This is a genomic window from Sphingomonas sp. OK281 (assembly GCF_900115295.1).
GTDB lineage: Bacteria > Pseudomonadota > Alphaproteobacteria > Sphingomonadales > Sphingomonadaceae > Sphingomonas.
The window spans coordinates 652,620-673,255 of sequence record NZ_FOVZ01000001.1; the positions used below are offsets into that span (position 1 = coordinate 652,620).

The 20,636-nt window shown below is 67.4% G+C and carries 18 protein-coding genes; 7 read left to right on the top strand and 11 right to left on the bottom strand.

Annotated features, from left to right (window positions below):
• The first annotated feature begins 17 nt into the window (after nt 1-17).
• The gene (locus BM244_RS03125; RefSeq protein WP_175518021.1) at nt 18-1,094 is read left to right on the top strand and encodes a DUF2336 domain-containing protein; all 1,077 of its coding nucleotides are present in this window, start codon (nt 18-20) and stop codon (nt 1,092-1,094) included.
• The gene (locus BM244_RS03130) at nt 1,091-2,470 is read left to right on the top strand and encodes a sensor histidine kinase (protein WP_093397306.1); all 1,380 of its coding nucleotides are present in this window, start codon (nt 1,091-1,093) and stop codon (nt 2,468-2,470) included. Before BM244_RS03125 ends, BM244_RS03130 begins: the two co-directional genes overlap by 4 nt.
• On the opposite strand, the gene BM244_RS03135 is transcribed toward BM244_RS03130, so the two are convergent.
• From BM244_RS03135 to gltX, 3 genes are read right to left on the bottom strand one after another with little or no spacing between them, the layout of a single operon-like run.
• Entirely contained in the window at nt 2,444-2,647 is a 204-nt protein-coding gene (locus BM244_RS03135; RefSeq protein ID WP_056058354.1) for a hypothetical protein, read from the bottom strand. The genes BM244_RS03130 and BM244_RS03135 overlap by 27 nt on opposite strands.
• Nucleotides 2,647-3,930, bottom strand: a complete 1,284-nt coding sequence (locus BM244_RS03140; RefSeq protein ID WP_056048581.1) for a citrate synthase — start codon at nt 3,928-3,930, stop codon at nt 2,647-2,649. Before BM244_RS03140 ends, BM244_RS03135 begins: the two co-directional genes overlap by 1 nt.
• 25 nt (nt 3,931-3,955) lie before the next feature.
• Entirely contained in the window at nt 3,956-5,386 is a 1,431-nt protein-coding gene (gltX, locus tag BM244_RS03145) for a glutamate--tRNA ligase (protein WP_254784242.1), read from the bottom strand.
• 141 nt (nt 5,387-5,527) lie between these two features.
• On the opposite strand from gltX, the gene BM244_RS03150 reads away from it, so the two are divergent.
• A complete protein-coding gene (locus BM244_RS03150) occupies nt 5,528-7,660 on the top strand; it encodes a ComEC/Rec2 family competence protein (protein ID WP_254784301.1) in 2,133 nt (710 codons plus the stop codon).
• 690 nt (nt 7,661-8,350) lie between these two features.
• On the opposite strand, the gene lexA is transcribed toward BM244_RS03150, so the two are convergent.
• Nucleotides 8,351-9,025, bottom strand: a complete 675-nt coding sequence (gene lexA, locus BM244_RS03155; protein WP_093397308.1) for a transcriptional repressor LexA — start codon at nt 9,023-9,025, stop codon at nt 8,351-8,353.
• A 68-nt stretch (nt 9,026-9,093) separates the two neighbouring features.
• Nucleotides 9,094-10,275: a molybdopterin molybdotransferase MoeA gene (locus BM244_RS03160; RefSeq protein ID WP_093397310.1), complete on the bottom strand. Its 1,182-nt coding sequence runs from the start codon at nt 10,273-10,275 to the stop codon at nt 9,094-9,096.
• Between the two features lie 549 nt (nt 10,276-10,824).
• Between BM244_RS03160 and BM244_RS03165 the strand changes: the two genes are divergently transcribed.
• Nucleotides 10,825-11,562 carry an energy transducer TonB gene (locus BM244_RS03165; protein WP_093398078.1) on the top strand — a complete coding sequence of 246 codons (738 nt, stop codon included), beginning with the start codon at nt 10,825-10,827 and terminating at the stop codon, nt 11,560-11,562.
• A 91-nt stretch (nt 11,563-11,653) separates the two neighbouring features.
• On the opposite strand, the gene moaC is transcribed toward BM244_RS03165, so the two are convergent.
• From moaC to BM244_RS03185, 4 genes are read right to left on the bottom strand one after another with little or no spacing between them, the layout of a single operon-like run.
• Nucleotides 11,654-12,121, bottom strand: coding sequence for a cyclic pyranopterin monophosphate synthase MoaC (gene moaC, locus BM244_RS03170; RefSeq protein WP_093397311.1), 468 nt, complete (start codon nt 12,119-12,121; stop codon nt 11,654-11,656).
• Nucleotides 12,118-12,894 (bottom strand): indole-3-glycerol phosphate synthase TrpC, encoded by a 777-nt coding sequence (gene trpC, locus BM244_RS03175; protein WP_093397313.1) that lies wholly within the window; start codon nt 12,892-12,894, stop codon nt 12,118-12,120. The genes moaC and trpC overlap by 4 nt, the downstream gene beginning before the upstream one ends.
• Before the next feature lies 1 nt (nt 12,895).
• Nucleotides 12,896-13,888: an anthranilate phosphoribosyltransferase gene (gene trpD / locus BM244_RS03180; protein ID WP_093397314.1), complete on the bottom strand. Its 993-nt coding sequence runs from the start codon at nt 13,886-13,888 to the stop codon at nt 12,896-12,898.
• Complete coding sequence (locus BM244_RS03185) at nt 13,885-14,568, bottom strand: anthranilate synthase component II (RefSeq protein WP_093398079.1); 684 nt, start codon at nt 14,566-14,568, stop codon at nt 13,885-13,887. The genes trpD and BM244_RS03185 overlap by 4 nt, the downstream gene beginning before the upstream one ends.
• A 213-nt stretch (nt 14,569-14,781) precedes the next feature.
• Between BM244_RS03185 and BM244_RS03190 the strand changes: the two genes are divergently transcribed.
• The gene (locus BM244_RS03190) at nt 14,782-15,186 is read left to right on the top strand and encodes a hypothetical protein (protein ID WP_093397316.1); all 405 of its coding nucleotides are present in this window, start codon (nt 14,782-14,784) and stop codon (nt 15,184-15,186) included.
• 157 nt (nt 15,187-15,343) lie between these two features.
• Here BM244_RS03190 and trpE read toward each other — a convergent pair whose 3' ends face one another.
• The gene (gene trpE / locus BM244_RS03195) at nt 15,344-16,837 is read right to left on the bottom strand and encodes an anthranilate synthase component I (protein WP_093397317.1); all 1,494 of its coding nucleotides are present in this window, start codon (nt 16,835-16,837) and stop codon (nt 15,344-15,346) included.
• A 4-nt stretch (nt 16,838-16,841) separates the two neighbouring features.
• Nucleotides 16,842-18,797, bottom strand: a complete 1,956-nt coding sequence (locus BM244_RS03200; protein WP_093397319.1) for a peptidylprolyl isomerase — start codon at nt 18,795-18,797, stop codon at nt 16,842-16,844.
• A 165-nt stretch (nt 18,798-18,962) separates the two neighbouring features.
• Here BM244_RS03200 and tpiA point away from each other — a divergent pair, with 165 nt between their 5' ends.
• On the top strand, nt 18,963-19,712 hold the full coding sequence (gene tpiA, locus BM244_RS03205) for a triose-phosphate isomerase (protein ID WP_175518023.1): 750 nt from the start codon (nt 18,963-18,965) through the stop codon (nt 19,710-19,712).
• Between the two features lie 201 nt (nt 19,713-19,913).
• Nucleotides 19,914-20,588, top strand: coding sequence for a hypothetical protein (locus BM244_RS03210; RefSeq protein WP_254784244.1), 675 nt, complete (start codon nt 19,914-19,916; stop codon nt 20,586-20,588).
• The last annotated feature ends 48 nt before the right edge of the window (nt 20,589-20,636 follow it).

A 20,636-nucleotide genomic window follows, 5' to 3' on the forward strand; every position in this document is an offset into this window, starting at 1 on the left:
TGTCGGTCGGCCCAACGATGCTTGACGCTATGCCGTCCTACGATCCGGTGACGCGAGCGGAGACCGCGCGTCTGCGAGCGGAAGCGCGGCTAGCGGGTACGATCGCCGATTTTTTCCTCGATGCGGATGCGCGGCTGGACGACCGGACGCGGCTTATGCTCGCGCATGTGCTGGGCGCGATCGTCGGCGCGATCGAGTGGGATATCCGCCGTCATGCGGCGCGGCTGCTGGCAGGGGTCGGCTCGACGCGCGCGGGCGAGGCGATCCTCAAGGCGGGGGCGGGGGGCGTCGTCCAGCAGCTGACGCGCGCAGGGCTGCTCCGTGACGAGGATCTGATGGAAGAACTCATCGCCCGCGTCCGCCATGACCTGATCGCGGCGTCGTTGCCCGTCGAGGTGGCCGAACCCGAAGAGGCGAGCCTCCTCGTGCGGCTGGCGGGGGTACCGGACAGCATCGTGGCGTCGGCAGCCTCGGCCCTTCTCGCAGCGGAGAGCCGGCGGCGGGTCGCGAACGAGCTGGGATCGGCAGGCGGGAGCGAACTGCCGGCCGAACTGCATCACCGGCTGGTCTGGTGGGTCGCAGCGGCGATCCGCGACGGCTTGAACGCCGCGACACGTGAGAGCGACCGGGCGATCACCGAGGCAGCCGAGCGGAGCCTGGCGGCGCATGACGAGGGCGAACAGCCCGCCGCGGTCGCGACGCGGCTGGCCAAGGCGCTGGACGCGCGGCCCAATGAGCTCGCCGCGGTGCTGGTCGAATCGATTGGTGATCGGCGGCTGTCGCTGTTCGTCGCGGTCCTCGCGCACGCGCTCGGCATCGCGTTCGATCAGGCGCGATCAATCACGCTCGAGCCGGACGGCGATCGGCTGTGGCTGGCGTTGCGTGCGCTCGATATGGATCGACCGACGATCGCGAGGATCGGGCTGGCGCTGTCCGAAGCCGATCCGCGGCGCGATATCGAGGCGTTTGCCGATGCGCTGGATGCGATCGTGTCGATCGGCGTCGAGGATGCGCGGGCGTCGATCGCGCCGTTGGCACTGAACCGCGATTTTCGGATGGCGTTGCGCGCGCTGGCGCGTACGGATCGGCGATGAGCGTGTTCGACCCTTCGATCGAAAGTCCGATTGCGCACGCGATCGTCGCACCCGACGGTTCGCTGTCGTTCGCGGATCCGGCGCTGATCGCCCTCAACCAGCGCGCGGGCGGGATGCGCGGTGCGCCGTTGGCGGTGCCGCAACTCGCGACGATCGCGCGGCTGGCGCGGCGGCTCGGGATCGTCGTGTCGCGCGGCGTGGTGGTCGCGGATGACGAGACCGACGTCGACCTCTGGGTGCGTGCGCAACCGGACGGCGAGAATGTGCGGCTGACGGTCAGCGGCTGGCGCGAGATCGCCGCGTGGCGTCCGACCCGGCCTGCGCCCGATGCCCAGAATGATTTCCTCGGCAGCGATACCGACTGGCGATGGGAGACCGATTCCGCACTGCGGTTGACGTTCGTGACGCTCGACGCGGGGCCGAAGCACGGCTTCGATGCCTTCGCGCTGCTGGGCCAGCCGCTGACCGCGATGTTCTCGCTTGATGCGGGCTCCGACGGCACGTTGCCGATCCTCGATTCGCTGGCACGTCGGCGTGCGATGACCGCACAACCTGCGCGACTGCGGAGTTCGGGGCGTGCGGTAACGCTCACGGCGAACGTCCGCCATGACGCCGCAGGCGACTTTGCCGGGTTCGTCGGCGCGGCGCGGATGGTCGCTGAGGACGTCTCACCGCCGGTTGAAACCGCGACGCTGTCGCCGACCTTCACGAGCGGGCTCGACAAGGCGTTGCGGATCCCGCTCGCGCGGATCGTCGCCAATGCCGACAGCATCAACGCGCAGGCCGATGGCCCGGTGCAGCATGATTATGCCGACTATGCCGCGGATATCGCCAGCGCGGGACGGCATCTGCTCGAACTGGTCGACGACCTTGTCGATCTCCAGGCGGTCGAGCGTCCAGACTTCGCGCTGGCACCCGAGCCGATCGACCTCGCCGACGTCGCCCGCCGCGCCGCAGGTTTGCTGACCGTACGCGCGAGCAATGCCGAGGTGACGATCGTGCGGCCGGCGATGGACGCCCGCGTGCCGGCACTCGGTGATTTCCGGCGTGTGCTGCAGATCCTCGTCAATCTGGTCGGCAACGCGGTGCGCTATTCCCCCGCTGTGTCGCATGTCACGGTGTCGGTGGAGCGGTCCGAAACGCAGGCGATCCTCGTCGTCGCGGATCAGGGCAAGGGCGTCGCACCCGAGGATCAGATCCGGATTTTCGAGAAGTTCGAGCGGGTCGATCCGTCGGAAGCCGGCGGCAATGGCCTCGGCCTGTACATCGCACGGCGCTTGGCGCGGGCGATGCAGGGGGATCTCACGATCGAGAGCGCGCCCGGCGAAGGCGCACGGTTCGTGCTGACCTTACCGGCGGATCCGGCGCGCCACTAGGATCAGCGCGAGGCCGAACGCGGCGAGGAATGCGCCGCGATCCGCCCATGGCCGCTGGTCGAGCATGAAGCTCGACTGCGGCCAGTGGACGTAACCGAGCCCCTGACCGATCCAGAGCAGACCCATCAGCGCGCAGAGTACGCCGACGACCATCAGGATCGGCCGGAGCGTCTTCATCAGCGTGACGCCATCGGGACGTAGTCACGCGCGGTCGGGCCGCTGTAGAGCTGGCGCGGACGGCCGATCTTCTGGTCAGGATCGGTGATCATCTCGTTCCACTGCGCGACCCAGCCGACGGTGCGGGCGAGCGCGAAGAGGACGGTGAACATCGAGGTCGGGAAGCCGATCGCCGACAGGATCACGCCCGAATAGAAATCGACGTTCGGGAACAGCTTCTTCTCGATGAAGTACGGATCGCTGAGCGCCAGACGCTCGAGCTCGATCGCGACGTCGAACACGGGGTCGGTGACGCCCAGCTCGCCGAGCACTTCCTTGACGGTCGTCTGCATGACCGCCGCGCGCGGATCGTAGTTCTTGTAGACGCGGTGACCGAAGCCCATCAGGCGGAAGGGATCGTTCTTGTCCTTGGCGCGCGCGATGTACTCGGGGATGCGGTCGACGGTGCCGATCTCGTGCAGCATGTTGAGCGCGGCTTCGTTCGCGCCGCCATGCGCGGGGCCCCACAGGCAGGCGATGCCCGCCGCGATGCACGCGAACGGATTGGCGCCCGATGAACCGGCGAGACGGACGGTCGAGGTCGACGCGTTCTGCTCGTGATCGGCGTGGAGGATGAAGATGCGGTCCATCGCCTTTTCGACGATCGGGTTCACGACGTACTTCTCGGCGGGTACGCCGAACGTCATCTTCAGGAAATTGCCGGTGTAGCTCAGCGTGTTGTCCGGATAGACGAACGGCTGACCGACGCTGTACTTGTACGCCATCGCGGCGATCGTCGGCATCTTCGCGATCAGGCGATGCGACGCGATGACGCGCTGCGCAGGATCATGGATGTCGGTCGAATCATGATAGAAGGCCGACAGCGCGCCGACGACGCCGCACAGGATCGCCATCGGATGCGCGTCGCGGCGGAAGCCACGGAAGAACTGCGCGAGCTGCTCGTGCACCATCGTGTGGCGCGTGATCGTGTTGGAAAAGTTCGCCAGCTCGTCTTCGCTCGGCAGTTCGCCGTTGAGCAGGAGGTACGCGACTTCCATGAAGTTCGACTGCTCGGCCAGCTCGCCGATCGTGTAGCCACGGTGCAGCAGCGTGCCCGCGTCACCATCGATATAGGTCAGCTTCGACTGGCACGACGCCGTCGAGGTGAAGCCCGGATCATAGGTGAAATTGTCCGTCTGCGCGTACAGCTTGCGGATATCGATGACATCGGGTCCGACCGTACCGGACATCACCGGATACTCGAAATCCTTGCCGTCGACCTTGAGGGTTGCGGTCTCGCTCATGCTTGTATCCTTCCTCGAAATCTTATCAGCTAGCCATCCGGTCGGCGATCCGTCCCAGGCTCTCGTCGCGCCCGAGCAGATCGAGCACATCGAAGATCCCCGGCGACGTCTTGCGTCCCGTCAGCGCGGCGCGAAGCGGCTGTGCGACCTGGCCGAGCTTGACGCCCCGCGCTTCGGCCACGCGCCGTACCGCGCCTTCGAGCGCCTCCGTATCCCACGTGGCGAGCGCGTCAAGTTCGGCATGGACATTGACCAAAATCGCACTCGCTTCACCCTGCAAAAGGCTCGCCGCGGCGTCATCCATCGCCAGAGGGCGCTGGCTGAACAGGAAGTTCGATCCTTCGGCCAGCTCGTTCAGGTTTGCGGCACGCGGCTTCAGGACGGGCATCGCGCGAGTCAGAAGATCGAGTCCGCCGCTCGGCAGGTCGTGACCGAGGCGATCGGCGGCAAGCTGCGCAAGGCGCGCGTCGTCGGCTTCGCGGATGTAGTGGCCATTGAGGTTCTCGAGCTTCTTCAGGTCGAAGCGCGAGGGCGACTTGCCGACGCCCGACAGGTCGAACCACTCGACTGCCTGTTCGCGGCTGATGATCTCGTCGTCGCCATGGCCCCAGCCGAGCCGGAGCAGGTAATTGTCGAACGCTTCGGGCAGGATACCCATCTCGTCGCGGTACGCTTCGATGCCGACCGCGCCGTGACGCTTCGACAGCTTGGCGCCGTCGGGGCCGTGGATCAGCGGGATGTGCGCGTAGATCGGCTCGGGCCAGCCCATCGCGCGGTAGATCGGCAGCTGCCGGAACGCGTTGTTGAGGTGATCGTCGCCGCGGATGACGTGCGTGACGCCCATGTCGTGATCGTCGACGACGACCGCGAGCATGTAGGTCGGCGTGCCGTCGGAGCGGAGCAGGACGAGGTCGTCGATCTCCTCGTTCTTGACCGTAACGGCGCCTTGAACGCGGTCCTCGATCGTGACGGCACCTTCCTGCGGCGCGCGCAGGCGGACGACATGGGGAAGGCTCGGCGCTTCGCTTTCCGGGCGATCGCGCCACGGGCTGCGGATGCGGAGCGGCTTCTTCGCGGCCTGCGCTTCGGCGCGCATCGCGGCGATCTCGTCGTTGGTCATGTAGCAGCGATACGCATGGCCCTTCGCGACCATTTCGTGCGCGACCTGCGCGTGGCGTTCGGCGCCCGAGAACTGCATGACGACGTCGCCGTCCCAGTCGAGCCCGAGCCAGCGCATTCCGTCGATGATCGCGTCGATCGCCGGCTGGGTCGAGCGGACCCGGTCGGTATCCTCTATCCGCAGCAGGAATTTACCCCCGTTTGCTTTTGCGAACAGCCAGTTGAACAGCGCCGTGCGCGCGCCGCCAAGATGCAGGAACCCCGTCGGCGACGGAGCGAAACGGGTAACGACGGGTGCGGCCGAAGCGGCGGTGCCCGTATCAGATATTGCGCCCAACCGCGGGTGCTCCCAGACTGATGAAATGATGGAGAAACGATGGCCATGATAGCCGTCGCCGCCCCTAGCATGCGTCCTTGGCGGCGACAAATGGGCGTGCCGCGATGGGGGGCTGCCGTCGGGCTTGCCGTGGAACGCTGGATGGAGGCTGAGCGCGACCAGCTGGTGTTGTGGCTGCCGGTGATGCTGGGCGGTGGAATCGCGTTGTGGTTCGCGCTGCCGGACCCGGCGGCGTGGTGCGTGGCGATACTGCTGCTGGTGGCGAGCGGGTTGGCGTGGCTGGCGGTGGGGCAGGGTGGCCGTGCGGCGCGGTCGCTGGCGATCGGGCTACTGACGACGGCGTTAGGGCTTGGGCTGATCTGGGCGCGATCGGAATCGGTGGCGCGACCAGTGCTGAGCGGACCGACGATAGCGAGTTTCTCGGCGAAGGTAGAGGCGATCGAGCCGTTGGTCGCGCGAAAGCTTGTCCGGCTGACGCTGCTGCCGATTGGGAAAGGCGCCGAGACCGACGGGCAACCGATCGCCTTGCCATACCGCGTCCGCGTCAATCTTGCTGAAGCTGATGCGCCCAAGTTGCTGGGAACGGGAGCGATCGTGCAACTGCGGGCCCGGCTGATGCCGCCGCCGCTGCCCGCGGTGCCGGGAGCGTACGACTTCGCGCGGGTCGCGTGGTTTGGCGGGATCGGTGCGACAGGAAGAGGTTTCGCGCCGGTGGTCGTGACGACGCCGAGCGATTCGGGTGCCGGCATCCGAATCGCGCTGTCGCACCACATCGTATCGCGACTGGAGGGGAGCGCGGGCGGTATCGCCGCAGCGCTCGCAACCGGTGACGTCGGCGCGATCAGCGAAGAGGATTCGGAGGCGATGCGCCGCGCGGGACTCGCGCATCTGCTGTCGGTGAGCGGATTGCATATTACGGCTGCGGTGGCGGCGACGATGCTGATCGTGTTGCGGCTGCTGGCGCTAAGTCCATGGCTGGCCTTGCACGCGCGACTGCCGTTGATTGCCGCACTGGCCGGGGCGGCGGCGGCGATCGGCTATACGTTGTTGACCGGGAGTCAGGTTCCAACGATCCGGTCGTGCGTCGCCGCGCTGCTCGTGCTGGCGGCGCTCGCAATGGGGCGTGAAGCGATGACCTTGCGCCTCGTCGCGGCGGGGGCGGCGTGCGTTATGCTCGTGCTGCCCGAATCAGCGGCGGGGCCGAGCTTCCAACTTTCGTTCGCGGCGATCACCGCGATCATGGCGCTGCACGAGCATCCAGCGATCCGGGCGTTCTTCGGACCGCATGACGAAGGACGCGGACGCAAACTCGCGCGCGGTATCGTGTCGCTGTTACTGACAGGGCTACTGGTCGAACTCGCGCTGATGCCGATTGCGGTGTATCATTTCCACAAGGCCGGACTGTACGGCGCGTTCGCCAACATCATCGCGATCCCGCTGACGACCTTCGTCGTGATGCCGCTTGAAGCGCTGGCATTGTTGCTCGATACGGGCGGTCTCGGCGCGCCGATCTGGTGGCTGGTGCAGCGGTCGCTCGATGCGCTGCTGTGGCTCGCGCATATCGTCGCCAGCGCGCCAGGATCGGTGCGGTCCTTGCCTGCGATGCCGACGGCAGCGTTCGCGCTGATGATCTTCGGTGGCATATGGATCGCCTTGTGGCGGACGCGGTGGCGGCGGCTCGGACTGGTACCCCTGGCAGCCGGCGCAGCCTGGGCGCTGATGACGCCGGCGCCGGACGTTCTAGTGACCGGCGACGGGCGCCATGTCGCGGTGCGGACGGCGGCAGGACTCGCGATGCTGCGTGATAGGGCGGGCGACTATACGCGTGATATGCTGGCCGAGAACGGCGGGGTGGATGGCGAGCCGCTGTTGCTCGCGGACCAACCCGACGCGCGGTGCAGTCGCGATCTGTGCGTCACCGATATCGCCGCAGGGGGACGTATGTGGCGGGTCCTTGCGACGCGCAGCGCTTATATGGTCCCGATCACTGAATTGATTGTCGCCTGTCGGAGCGCCGACGTCGTCGTTAGCGAGCGGGGTCTGCCGAAGCGGTGCGTACCGCGGTGGCTGAGACTGGATCGGCGCGTTCTGCGGCGGACGGGCGGCGTCGCGCTGACCTTGGGAACGGGGACGGTCGTGACGATACTCAACGCGGGCGACCGCCACCCCTGGCGCGATCCGCCGATCCTCGAACGCACTCCGTATTCGTTCAAGCCGCAGCAGGGCGCGTTTCGGGGCTCAGCATCGGCGTTTCGAGCACATGGGAGACGCTGACGCGTAAAATTGATCACGCGAAGGCGCTAAGGTGGTGCGATTCGGCAGACCGCGGCCATTCAATAAACGAGAGCGTCATGTCGGCTTCCTCGGTGCCCGGGAAGAAGGGTAGGCTGGTCCAGACACAACCGCTTTGCGCCTTCGCGTGAACACAATCGTCCGTAGCCGTAGGCAATTATAGTGAGATTAAAGTTCACGCGGAGACGCGGAGCCGCGGAGAAGTCTTGCAGGGCAGAGTAAATTTGGCGCGCGATTGTCTGGGTCTCATCCCGAAGGCGTTTGGCGCAGCGGCGTAATTCGTTGAGCGGAACATCTCAGCGTCTCCGCGCCAACTAATCTTCTGCTGCATCGAGGGGCGTCGACGAGATGTTCGCGCAGAGGCGCGGAGGCGCTGAGATTATCTCTTTTTTTTGCCTAGAGCGGCGTTTTGTAATGGAATGCGGATCGTCTTCCGAACGCCATGCCGCATCAAGAATAGACGTCCATCCTCACAGAATTCTGCAAGAACGGCATCAACACACCTGCGTCAGCGTCAACGCTAATGAGCAATTGCCGGCCTTGCCGAACAGTTCTGGCACCCGTTTTCGGACAAATGGGGGCTTTGTCGTACCGTCCGACATACGGCCTCGTCGGCGCGATTAGAGAACGAGGCCGAAGCGCCGGGCAACCACATCGGCTGCCCTCCGCGGCTCAGTCGTAGCGGCGGAGGATGCCGGAGAGTTTGCCTTGGACGCGGACTTGGGCGGGGGCGTAGCGTTGGGGGTCGTAGGCTCGGTTTGCCGGGTCGAGGCGGACCATGGCGCCTTCGCGGCGGAAGTATTTTAGGGTGGCTTCGCTGTCTTCGATCAGCGCTACGACGATCTCGCCGTCTCGCGCCGTTTCGGTGCGGCGGATCAGGGCGTAGTCGCCATCGAGGATGCCGGCTTCGACCATCGAGTCGCCCGAGACTTCGAGAGCGTAGTGTTCGCCCGTCCCGAGCAGTGCGGCGGGGACGGTCAGCATGGTGCTGCCTTCGAACGCTTCGATCGGAACGCCGGCGGCGATGCGGCCGTGGAGGGGAATCTCGATGACGTCGTTGGCCGGTTGTGGCGTTGCGGCGGCGGGGGCTGCCTTGACGTTCGATGGCTTGGACGGCGTCTTCTTTTCCGGGCGCTCGGGCATGCGCAGCACTTCGAGCGCGCGCGCGCGGTTCGGTAGGCGGCGGATGAAGTTGCGCTCCTCGAGCGCGCTGATCAGACGGTGGACGCCCGACTTCGACTTGAGGTCGAGTGCGTCCTTCATCTCCTCGAACGACGGCGAGACGCCGGTATCGTTGAGGCGATCATTGATGAAGCAGACGAGTTCGTGCTGCTTGCGCGTGAGCATGGCGGTTCTCCGTCCGGAACAGACGAGGAACTTCTATGGAACATAATTAACGCCGTCAAGCGCTCGCTTCATGCGATCACGAGGATTTCCGCCGATTCGCCTCTCTTTGCAACCGGAGCGTTGCCGGGGCGGACGATGAGGCAGGTCGAGCGGGCCAGTGTCAGCAGCATCGAGCTGTCCTGGATCGTTGAGGCATAGGCTTTCCCGTCGCGCAGCTCGGCGCGGAGATAGTCGGTGCGGGCGTTGTTCACAGGCAGGTCTTCGCCGAGTAGCGCGTGGGTCGACTGGGGGAGCGGGTCGCTTGCGCCGGCCATGTGCGCGACGACGGGTTTGACGAACAGCGTTGCGGTAACGAACGCGGAGACCGGGTTGCCGGGGAGGCCGAGCACCATCATCTCGCTGATCCGGCCGGCCATCATCGGCTTGCCGGGGCGCAGCGCGATCCGCCAGAAGTCGATGGTGCCGCCGGCGGCTTCGATTGCCGGGCGGACGAGGTCGTGGTCGCCGACCGATGCGCCGCCGGTGGTGACGAGCAGGTCGGCCTGGACGCTGGCGAAGGCCTCGCGGAGGACTTCCAGATTGTCGGGCAGGATGCCGAGATCGATGATGTCGACGGGCATGTCGGCGAGCATCGCGGCGAGCATGATGCCGTTCGATTCGGGGAGCGCCACGCCGTCGGTGGTCGAGCCGGGGGGGACGAGTTCGTCGCCGGTGGCGGCGACGGCGACGCGGACGCGGCGGTTGACGGTGAGGCTGCCGTGGCCGCCGGTCGCGGCGACGGCGATGCGCGCGGGGCTGAGGCGGTCGCCGGCGGCGATCAGGCGGGTGCCGGTCGAGAAGTCGAGACCCTTGCGCCGGGTGTTGCGGCCGAGCGTCGGGGGGCCTTCGCCGGCCAGGATCAGGGTTGCGCCGTCGCGTTCGGCTTCTTCCTGGACCATGACGGTGTCGGCGCCTTCGGGCATGGCGGCGCCGGTGAAGATGCGGGTCGCTTCGTTGGGGGCGACGTGGCCGGTGAAGGGGCGGCCGGCGGCGCTTTCGCCGATGACTTTCCAGGGGCCGGGGAGGTCTTCGAAGCGGATCGCGTAGCCGTCCATGGCCGAGAGGTCTGCGGCGGGTTGGGTCCGGCGGGCGAGGATGTCCTCGGCGGCCCAGCGGCCGGCGGCTTCGCGTAGCGTCACGGTCTCGTGGCCGACGCGGGGGGCCATGGTGAAGAGGCGGGACTGGGCTTCGGCGACGGGGACTAGGGTCATGCTAAGGCTCTGTTTTTGGGCGGTTCTGAAAAGTGAAGTATAGGAAGTGTAGACGCTGGGAGCGTTTTGGCGGTGGGCGCTTTTCGCGTGTTGTATGGGGAAGCGCGGGGCGTGGGGGTAGGTTCCGTGCTTTGCCATGGGTTTGGGATGTAGGACAGGTGTCGTTGGCCCGAGGTGCGAAGAGCTTGGCCGCTGCTGACGCTTTGGTGTCTCGGCGGGCGAGCGGTCTGGTTCGATCGATATCGAACATTCGCTACTGCCTCCTTGTTCTCCCGCGAAGGCGGGAGCCCAGGCTGGGTCCCCGCCTTCGCGGGGAAACAAGAGTTGGGCGGAGGGCGGTTGCTATAATGCTGGCCTTCCCAATTGGGTCTCGGCCTTCGCCGGGGTGGTGCTAGTTCACTGGTGTGGTGCTGGCAGGTTGGTGCCGCTGCTTTCTTCCGGGTCGGCGAGTGGATGCGGGTGATGGCATTCGTCCTTCGTACCTCTGGCCAGCGCGGGTTCATCCTTTGCGGGGCTTTGTTTGGAGGAAAGAGACACCAGATTAGCATGATGACGCGTAATCAGCCTCGGGCGAGAGACAGGATCGGGGCGGCGGTGGGTGCGGTCCTGTTGCCGGGGGTGCTGGGCTATGCGCTGCTCAACGGGCTGGTGGTGACGATGCCGGCGGCGGTGAGCGATGCGTTGAAGGTGTTCGATGCGGCGCCGCCTCCGCCACCGCCGCCCGAGGAGAAGGTCAGGCCTCGGCCTTCGCCTAGCCGGAAGCCGGAGGGGGCCGCGTCGCCGCCTAATCTGAAGTCGAAGGCTACCGAGGTGGTGGCGCCACCGCCGGTGGTGCCGGTTGTGGTGCCGCCGCCTGTCGTGGTTGCGGAGAAGGCTGGGGTGGGGGCGCAGGCTACTGCGGGGGCCTCGGATGTGCGCGGGCCGGGGACCGGGAGTGGCGGGATTGGTAATGGCACCGGGAGTGGGGGATATGGCGATGGCGACGGTGGTGGGGGCGAGGAGACGCCGCCGCGGTGGCGCAGGGGGCGGTTGAAGGATTCGGACTATCCACGCGAGGCGGCGGAGACGGGGATCCGGGGGCGGGTCTCGGTGCGGTATCTGGTGCAGACCGATGGGCGGGTGTCGCGGTGCCGGGTGACCCGGTCGAGCGGAAGCCGGGAGCTTGATAATCTGACGTGTCGGTTGATCGAGGAGCGGTTTCGGTATGATCCCTCGCTCGATGCGGCGGGGCGGCCGGTGGAGTCGACGATCGTTGAGAGCCACGACTGGTCTATGGATGGGGATTGAAGTCCCAGGCTAGGCCCGCTTTGCTTGGCTTGCCCTCACCCTCGCCGCCTTTGGCGTCTATCCCTCTCCCCTTTGGGGAGAGGGTTTTGTTTTAGGCGGTCCAGTTGCCGGATTTTCCACCGGACTTTGCGCGGACGCGGATGTCGGTGAGGACCATCGTCTTGTCGATCGCCTTGGCCATGTCGTAGATCGTCAGGAGCGTGACCGTGGCGGCGGTGAGCGCTTCCATTTCGACGCCGGTCTTGCCTTCGGTCGAGGCAGTGGCGGTGGCGGTTACGCCGGTTTCGTCGACGACGAGGTCGATCTCCACCTTGGTGAGCGGGAGCGGGTGGCAGAGGGGGATCAGGTCGCTGGTGTGCTTGGCGGCCATGATGCCGGCGACGCGCGCGACGGCGAGGACGTCGCCCTTCTTCGCGGTGCCGGCGCCGATCGCCGCGGCGGCTTCGGCGGACATGGTGATGCGGCCGGAGGCGATGGCTTCGCGGGCGGTGACCGCCTTGCCGCCGACGTCGACCATGCGGGCCGCGCCGGCTTCGTCGATGTGGGTGAGGCCGGTCATCCGATGAGCGCCCGGGTGGCGGCTTCGACGTCGTCCTGGCGCATCAGCGCTTCGCCGATCAGGAAGCAGTGGATGTCGTGTTCGGCCATCGCGTCGAGTTCGGCGCGCGTCGTGAGGCCGCTTTCGGCGACGAAGGTGCAGTCTTTGGGCGCCTTGCCGACGAGGTCGTAGGTGCGCTGGAAATCGACCGAGAAGTCGCGCAGGTCGCGGTTGTTGACGCCGATCAGGCGCGACTTGAGCCTCAGCGCGCGCTCCATTTCATGCGCGTCATGGACCTCGACCAGCACGTCCATGCCGCATTCGAGCGCGGAGGCTTCGATCTCGGCCATCTGGATGTCGTCGAGTGCGGCGACGATGATCAGGATGCAGTCGGCGCCGATCGCGCGTGCCTCGGTCGACTGCCATGGGTCGACCATGAAGTCCTTCCGCAGGACGGGGATCGAGACGGCGTCACGTGCCGCGGTGAGGTAAGCGTCGGAGCCTTGGAACCACTTTTCGTCGGTAAGGACCGAGAGGCACGCGGCGCCGCCGGCTTCATAGGCGCGAGCGTGGGCTACGGGATCGAAATCGGCGCGGATCAGGCCTTTCGACGGGCTGGCTTTCTTGACCTCGGCGACCAGTGCGTGGCCCGTCTTCGCGTCAAGCGCGGCGCGGAAGCCGCGCGGCTTCGACATGCGGGCGATGCCGGCGTCGATGTCGGCGAGCGAGGTCGTTGCCTTGCGCGCGGCGACTTCGGCGCGCTTGGTCTCGAGGATACGGTCGAGCATGGTCATGTCAGTAGGCGATCCAGCGGGCGAGCAGCGCGTCGGCGCTGCCGGTGTCGAGGGCGGCGGCGGCCTTGGCCGCGCCGTCGACGAGAGTGGGGACGGTGCCGGCGACCATCAAGGCTGCGGCGGCGTTGAGCAGGACGGCGTCGCGGTAGGCGCCGGCCTCGCCTTTCAGCAGGCGGCGGAGTGCGTCGGCGTTGTGGTGCGCGTCGCCGCCGCGAATGTCGGTGATGGCGTGGCGGGTGAGGCCTGCGTCTTCGGGCGTGACCTTGCCGGGGAGCGCGACGGTGCCGACCGAGGCGACGATGCTAGGGCCGGCGCCCGACAGTTCGTCGAGGCCTTCTTCGCCCGAGACGACCAACGCGGCTTCGGTACCGAGCTGTTCGAGTGCTTCGGCGTAGAGCGTGACGTAGTCGGGGCGGGCGATGCCGATGAGCTGGCGGGTGGTGCCGGCCGGGTTGGCGAGCGGGCCCATCAGGTTGAAGATCGTCCGTTTGCCGATGCGTTGGCGGATCGGGGTGATGCGCTTCATCGCCGGGTGGTGGTTGGCGGCGAACAGGAACGCGATGCCGATCTCGTTGAGGCTGGCCTCGGCGGTGGCGCCGGCGCGGTCCATGTCGAGGCCGAGGACTTCGAGCGTGTCGGCGGCGCCGGCCTTGCTGGAGGCTGCGCGGTTGCCGTGCTTGGCGACGGGGACGCCGGTTGCGGCGACGACGAGCGCGACGGCGGTCGAGACGTTCAGGGTGTGGTGGCCGTCGCCGCCGGTGCCGCAGACGTCGATCGCGCCGGCGGGGGCGTCGATCGGGATCATCCGGTTGCGGAGCGCGCGCGCGGCTTCGGCGATCTCGATGCTGGTCTCGCCGCGGGTCGCGAGGTCGGTGAGGAAGGTGGCGATCGCGTCGTCGCTCGCGCGGGCGTCGAGGATGTCGGCGAACGCCTCTCGGGCGGATTCTCTGGCGAGGGGTGAGGACGGGTCGGGGAGCGGGGCGACGGTAGTCACATTCCCCTCCCGCTTGTGGGAGGGGTCAGGGGAGGGGCTTCCTGTCCAGCCGACTTCGTAGGTGCGGCGCTGCCCTCCCCCGACCCCTCCCGCAGGCGGGAGGGGAGTTGGTGGGGGATGTTCGCCATCTTGAGGAAGTTGGCGAGCATTTCGTGGCCGTGTTCGGTGGCGATGCTCTCCGGGTGGAACTGCACGCCGTGAATCGGCAGCGTCTTGTGGCGGAAGCCCATCACCGTGCCGTCCTGCGCGGTCGCGTTGACCACCAGCGTGTCGGGGACCGCGTTGACGATCAGCGAGTGATAGCGCGTGGCGATGAATGGCGAAGGCAGTCCGGCGTAGAGCCCGGTATCGTCGTGGACGACGGGCGAGGTCTTGCCGTGCATGAGCCCGCCGCGTTCGACCTTGCCGCCGAAATGCTGGCCGATCGCCTGGTGGCCGAGGCACACGCCCAGCAGCGGCTTGCCGGCATCCGCGCAGGCGGCGACCAAGTCGAGGCTGACGCCCGCCTCGGTCGGCGTGCAGGGGCCGGGGGAAATGAGGAACGCGTCCGCGCCCGACGACAGAGCCTGCCCGGCGGAGATCGCATCGTTGCGGACGACTTCGACCTCGGCACCCAGTTCCATCAGGTAATGGACGAGGTTCCAGGTGAAGCTGTCGTAATTGTCGACGACGAGGATCATGGCGCCGCCATAGCCGATGCGGGGCGCCATGCAACGTGTCCCGCGACATCGCCGCAGCCACATGGCGACGTTGCTGCGACGACCTGCCATAATTTTGCCGTGCCGCAGTCGCGAAAGGCCGTGGCGCTTCCTATATCCGCTGGCCGGACGGTCTTCATTCAGTGCGGAGCAATGCCGCGTGACGGACGTTATCCGTTCAAAGGAGCTTAACCGATGTTTCGTACCGTCGTCCTCGCCGCGCTGATCGCGCTACCCGCCATGGCTTCGGCGCAGGACGCCCAGGTCGACACGCCGCCCCAGCGTATCCGCAGCGTCACGCTGACCGGCGACCAGAAATGCCCCAAGTCGAGCGGTGGCGAGATCGTCGTCTGTTCGACTCTGGACCAACCGTATCGCATCCCGAAGTCGCTGCGTGATGACAAGCCGATCGCGGCGCAGAACCAGAGCTGGGTGAACCGCGCCGCGTCGATCGACCAGATCGGCCGGGTTGCCGGCGGGTTGCCGGATACGTGTTCGGCAGTCGGGACGGGTGGCCAGTCGGGCTGTTTCCTCGCGCGGAACCAGGCCTATGCAGCGGAACGTCGTGCACCGGCGAGCGAGACGAACACGACGCCGTAAGATTAGCTCATTAACACCTCCCCGGCGAAGGCCGGGGCCCAGGTGGGGGACATTCGTAAAGACGGTCGCGTATCGTTACTGTGACCTTTCCAACTGGGCCCCGGCCTTCGCCGGGGAGGTATAACTATACCGGGTCGGTCTTTCTGGGTGACCGCACTTACTGACCGAAACCAGAGGACTTAGCCCGACTGACAGCCTCGCGGGCGGCAGCCAGGATTGCCCCGGCTTTCGCCTCGCATTCGCGTTGTTCGTATTCGGGGATGCTGTCGGCGACGATGCCCGCGCCGGCCTGGACGTGGATCGTGCCGTCCTTCACCACCGCGGTCCGCAGCACGATGCACGAGTCCATCGAGCCGTCGGGGGAGAAATAGCCGACTCCGCCGGCGTACGCACCGCGGCGTTCGGGCTCGAGTTCGGCGATGATCTGGCAGGCGCGGACTTTCGGTGCGCCGCTGACCGTGCCGGCGGGAAAGCCCGCGAACAGCGCGTCGAGCGCGTCCTTGTCGGGCGATAGCGTGCCGACGACGTTCGAGACGATGTGCATGACGTGGCTGTAGAATTCCACGCCGTAGCTGGCGGTCACCTTTACAGACCCCGGTGCCGCGGCGCGGCCGACGTCGTTGCGGCCGAGATCGAGCAGCATCAGGTGTTCCGCGCGCTCCTTCGGGTCGGCGAGCAGGCTGACGCGGTTGGCCTCGTCCTCGGCGGCGGTCTTGCCGCGCGGACGCGTACCGGCGATCGGGCGGATCGTTACTTCTTCGTCGCGGACGCGGACGAGGATCTCGGGGCTCGAGCCGATCAGCGCGAAGCCGGGGAGGTCGAGGTGGTAGAGGAACGGCGACGGATTGATGCGGCGGAGCGAGCGGTAGAGCTCGAACGGCGGGAGTGCGAACGGCGTGCTGAAGCGCTGGGCGAGCACCACCTGGAAGATGTCGCCGGCGAGGATGTAGTCCTTCGCCGCCGCGACCATCTCGCCGTAGCGGCCCTCGGGGAGCGCGGGCGTGTAGGTCGGTTCGGCGACGTCGGCGCGGACCGGCGTGGGGACGGGCGTGCTGGCGAGCTTGGCGGCGACCGCGTCGAGACGCTCTTCGGCTTCCGTCACGATCGCGTCGGCATCGCGGGCCGGATCGGGCCAGGCCGGCGCGACGAGGTAGAGCGCGTCGGTCAGGCGATCGAAAACCAGGACGACGGTCGGTCGCACGAAGATCATGTCGGGCAGCCCGAGCGGATCGACCGGCGGTTGCGGCAAATTCTCGACCAGGCCGATCGTCTCATAGCCGAAATAGCCGACGAGGCAGGCCAGCGCGCGCGGCAGTTCAGCCGGAACGTCAGCGCGGCATTCGGCGACGAGCGCGCGAAGTGCATCGAGCGTGGGGACCGGGCACGGCTCGAACGTATCGCGATCGGTGGCCCAGTGGCGGTTGATCTCGGCATTGGGGCCATGCGCGCGAAACAGCAGGTCGGGCGCGAGGCCGATCAGGCTGTGACGACCGCGGGTTGCGCCGCCCTCGACCGATTCGAGCAGGAAGTCGCCACGCCCCGGCTCGATCAGTTTCAGCGCCGCCGCGACCGGGGTTTCGGTGTCGGCAACCTGACGACGCCAGACGAGCGCGGGGCGCCCTTCGGCGAGTGCTTCACGCGCGCTCGTCATCCGATCAGTTCCCGGCGCCGCCCTGGCCGAGCAGGTCGGCACGGACGCGGGCGATGGCGCTGGCATTGGTCTTGACGCCAACGTCGGCGCGGACCGCCTTGGCGAACTGCTCGACATATTCGCGACCGACCGAGCGGCCGATATTGGCGCGCGCTGCCTTGATCGCGGCCGGATTGCCGGCAGCGTTGCCGCTGGCGATGCTGTCGAGCTTGATGACGAACCAGCCGCTGTCGTCGGGCGCGGCCAGCGTCTTGGCGGTGTTCGGCGCCATGCTGAACATCAGCGCGAGTGCCGGCGGCGCACCGCGCGGATCGGCCGCGATCTGCGCACGCGAGGCCGTCAGCGGACGCGCGGCGGGAAGCGGCAGCTTGGTCTGCGCCAGCGACTGCTGGATCGGCATCCCCTTGTTGATCCGCGCGAGCACGTCGGCAGCGACCTTGCGCGCCGCCTGACGCGCGCGATCGGCGGTCACGTCGTGCAGCACCGCGGCGCGAACCTGCGCCAGCGGACGCGGCGTGGCGCGAACGACGCGACCGAGCGCGACGACCGCAAATCCACCATCGGTACCGAGTTGGACGAGCTGTGGGCCATCGCCCTCGGCGGCTTGGAACGCAGCCGCAACGAGCGGTGCAATCGCGGGATCGGGCCTGCTGGTCGCATCGTCCGGGTTCGCACCGTTCGCGATCAGCGCGGGGGTGGTGACCGGCTTAAGCTTCTGGTCGGCGACCACTTCGTCGAACGTGGCGTTCTTCGACAGCGAATCGTCGATCTTGTCGTGGATCGTCGACAGCGCTTCGGTGGCCTTCTGGATGCCGAGGGCAGCAGCGATCTCGGCGCGAACCTGGTCGAGCGAGCGCGCGGCGACGGTTTCGACGGCATCGACCTTCGCGACGGTCCAGCCGAGCTGCGTGCGGACCGGGCCGATCACCGCGCCGTTAGCAGTCGCGAACGCGGCGTCGGCGACCTGTGCCGACGCGGTGCTCGCATAGGCGGCCTTCTCGACCTTGGTTTGCGTCGATGCTTCGAGGCCGGCGGCGCGCGCGGCGTCGGCCAGACTGGTGCCGCCCTTGACCTTGGAGGCGATCGCTGCGGCGCCGGCCGGATCGGCGACGACGACCTGCGTGATCGTGCGCTTTTCGGTGGCGGCGTAACGCGCGCTGTCTTGCTGGTAGGTCTTAGCGATCTCGGCGTCGGTCGGCACGGCCTGCGCCTTGACCTGCTCGGGCGTGATGACTGCGTAGCGGACGATGCGGCGCTCGGGCACGGTGTAGCGTGCGATGTTGCGCTGGTAGAAAATGTTGAGGTCGGCATCGCTCGGCGCGGGGCCGGCGGGGAGGACGGCGGCGGGGATGAAGCCGATCGTGCCGGTGCGCTTTTCGAGCAGCAGCGACGCGTAGGGCAGCGCGACCTGGCTGGCGACCTGAGTCGCGCCCGTGCTCGGGATCGTGAGCTGCTGCGCGAACGTATCGCGGACGATGTCGCTGCGAATCTGTGCGTCGGTCAGCTTCCGCTGCGCCAGCACCTGACGATACAGATTCTCGTCGAACTTGCCGGTCGGGCCCTGCAAGGACGGAATGCTCGCGATCTGGCCGTCGACCGCACGCTTGCTGACGACCATGCCCTGCGCACGGCCGAATTGTTCGAGCGCCATGCTGGAGACGATCCGGTCGAGCGTGCCGTCCAGGCCGCCCTGGTTGACGAAGCTCGCCATGTCGAGCGTCGGCTGTTCCTGGCGGAAGCCTTCGAGCTGGGTCTGCGCCTGCGTCTTGAGTTCGTTGACGGTCACCTCGGCCTTGCCGACCTTGGCGACGTCGCCACCGGTGATCCCTGCGCCGCCGGTCATCGAGCTCAAGCCCGTGATATCGCCCGCCGCGAACGCGAGCGCGATCACCCCGAGCACGATGAACGTGATGACCACGCCGACCTTCGAATGGGTAAGGCGGCGAAAGAAAGCGAGCATGGACAGCCGATCGACAGGGACAGGGAACGCGGTTGCTTTACGGGGCCGAGGGCGGCTCTTCAAGTCGGGCGCTCAACGTCTTGCGGGGTCGCGTAGGGTCTTGCGGGGTCGCGCGGGGTTGTGCCGGACGGGTGCGGCGCTATCGCTGGACGAAATAGTCGGGAGATGACGATGCGGCGTAAGCTTGTAGCCGGTAACTGGAAGATGAACGGATCGCGGGCGATGCTCGTCGAACTCGAGGCCATCGCGGCGGCGACCCTGGCTGCGCCGACGGTGGATGTCGCGGTGGCGGTGCCGTTCACGCTGATCGCCGGGGCGTCGGAACGCGTGCCTGGATTGGCGATCGGCGCGGAGGACGTGCACGAGGCGGACTTCGGTGCGCATACCGGGTGCGTGTCGGCAGCCATGGTCAAGGAGGTCGGCGCGTCGTTCACGATCGTCGGGCATTCCGAGCGTCGCGCGGATCAGCACGAGACGAGTCACGATGCCTGGGCGAAGGCGGCGGCGGCGCGGCGCCAGGGGCTGAACGTGATCCTGTGCTGCGGCGAGACCGAGGCGGAACGCGATGCGGATCGCGCCGAGCGGGTCGTCCAGGCGCAGATCGAGAAGTCGGTGCCGGACAATGCCGACGGGAGCTGGTTCACGCTGGCCTATGAGCCGCGCTGGGCGATCGGCACCGGACGCACGCCGACGCTCGACGAGATCGCGGCGATCCACGCGATCGCGCGCGCGAAGCTGCGGATGCTGATCGGCGATGCGGCCGCGGGGGTGCGGATCCTGTACGGCGGCTCGGTGACGGGCGCGAATGCGGCGTCGATTCTCGATACGCCGAACGTCGATGGGGCGCTGGTGGGGGGCGCGAGCCTGACCGCGGACAAGTTCGTGCCGATCATCCGGGCTGCGGCGGGACTGTGACGCGGGGCCGGTCGATCCTGATCCCGATCGTGACGTTTGTCGTCAGGATCGCCGGCAAATCGTGTTAAGTCTCGATAAACATGGTGGTCTTATGGTCGGTGATGCGATTCGACAGCCCAGTCGACGGCTGGGTCGGCGGCCGGTTCGTTGATCGGAAACTTCGGTGCGAGGGTTGATATGGCCAGGTGGTTCCCCGGTTGCGTGAGTGTTTCGCTGATCGCGAGCGCCGTCGTGTGTCCGATCGCGGCGCGCGCGGAGACGCCGCGTGAGCTGCTGACACAGGCCGGGTTCGTCGACCGCGATCGCAGCGTCGCGCTGGCGCGGATCGACCGGGCGGCGGCGGCGGCGGGGCAGGCGCTGAGTCGCTCGCCGAACGATGCCGAGGCGGCGATCATGCAGGCGATGGCGAACGGGTATCGTGCCAAGCTGCTCGGCAACCGGGGGCAGGCGATCGCCGCGCGGAAGCAATATGAGGCGCTGGTGTTACGCTACCCGCGCAATGCCGAGGCGCAGGCGGCGCTGGGCGCGTGGCATGTCGGGGTGATCGCGAAGCTCGGGCGGTTCGTCGGGCGTGCGGTCGCAGGCGCGCAGAAGGCGACCGGGTTCGAGGCATTGGATCGCTCGGTGGCACTGGGTGGCAATCGCGCGATGTTTGCCGGGTTGGCAGGACTGTTGCGGCTGGAGATCGATCCGAACGATGCGCGTGGGCGGGCTCTGGTGGAGACGGCTAGCAAGGCGCCGACGCCGACCGCGATCGACGGATATGTGCGCAAGGCCGCGGTGGCGGTGCTGGTGCCGCTGCGGGCTGGCGATGCGAACGCGACGAGGGCTCTGGCGGACAAGCTGCTGCCGTTCGGGCAGTTCGCGACGGGGTGATGTCGGTTACGGTCTCACCGGCGTCATTCCCGCGGAGGCGGGAACCCA

Bases quoted from the DNA above. Each gene is read 5' to 3' on its own strand.
- BM244_RS03125 (WP_175518021.1), top strand. From the start codon at position 18: ATGCTTGACGCTATGCCGTCCTACGATCCGGTGACGCGAGCGGAGACC.
- BM244_RS03130 (WP_093397306.1), top strand. From the start codon at position 1,091: ATGAGCGTGTTCGACCCTTCGATCGAAAGTCCGATTGCGCACGCGATC.
- BM244_RS03135 (WP_056058354.1), bottom strand. From the start codon at position 2,647: ATGAAGACGCTCCGGCCGATCCTGATGGTCGTCGGCGTACTCTGCGCG.
- BM244_RS03140 (WP_056048581.1), bottom strand. From the start codon at position 3,930: ATGAGCGAGACCGCAACCCTCAAGGTCGACGGCAAGGATTTCGAGTAT.
- BM244_RS03150 (WP_254784301.1), top strand. From the start codon at position 5,528: ATGGAGGCTGAGCGCGACCAGCTGGTGTTGTGGCTGCCGGTGATGCTG.
- lexA (WP_093397308.1), bottom strand. From the start codon at position 9,025: ATGCTCACGCGCAAGCAGCACGAACTCGTCTGCTTCATCAATGATCGC.
- BM244_RS03160 (WP_093397310.1), bottom strand. From the start codon at position 10,275: ATGACCCTAGTCCCCGTCGCCGAAGCCCAGTCCCGCCTCTTCACCATG.
- BM244_RS03165 (WP_093398078.1), top strand. From the start codon at position 10,825: ATGACGCGTAATCAGCCTCGGGCGAGAGACAGGATCGGGGCGGCGGTG.
- moaC (WP_093397311.1), bottom strand. From the start codon at position 12,121: ATGACCGGCCTCACCCACATCGACGAAGCCGGCGCGGCCCGCATGGTC.
- trpC (WP_093397313.1), bottom strand. From the start codon at position 12,894: ATGACCATGCTCGACCGTATCCTCGAGACCAAGCGCGCCGAAGTCGCC.
- BM244_RS03185 (WP_093398079.1), bottom strand. From the start codon at position 14,568: ATGATCCTCGTCGTCGACAATTACGACAGCTTCACCTGGAACCTCGTC.
- BM244_RS03190 (WP_093397316.1), top strand. From the start codon at position 14,782: ATGTTTCGTACCGTCGTCCTCGCCGCGCTGATCGCGCTACCCGCCATG.
- trpE (WP_093397317.1), bottom strand. From the start codon at position 16,837: ATGACGAGCGCGCGTGAAGCACTCGCCGAAGGGCGCCCCGCGCTCGTC.
- BM244_RS03200 (WP_093397319.1), bottom strand. From the start codon at position 18,797: ATGCTCGCTTTCTTTCGCCGCCTTACCCATTCGAAGGTCGGCGTGGTC.
- tpiA (WP_175518023.1), top strand. From the start codon at position 18,963: ATGACGATGCGGCGTAAGCTTGTAGCCGGTAACTGGAAGATGAACGGA.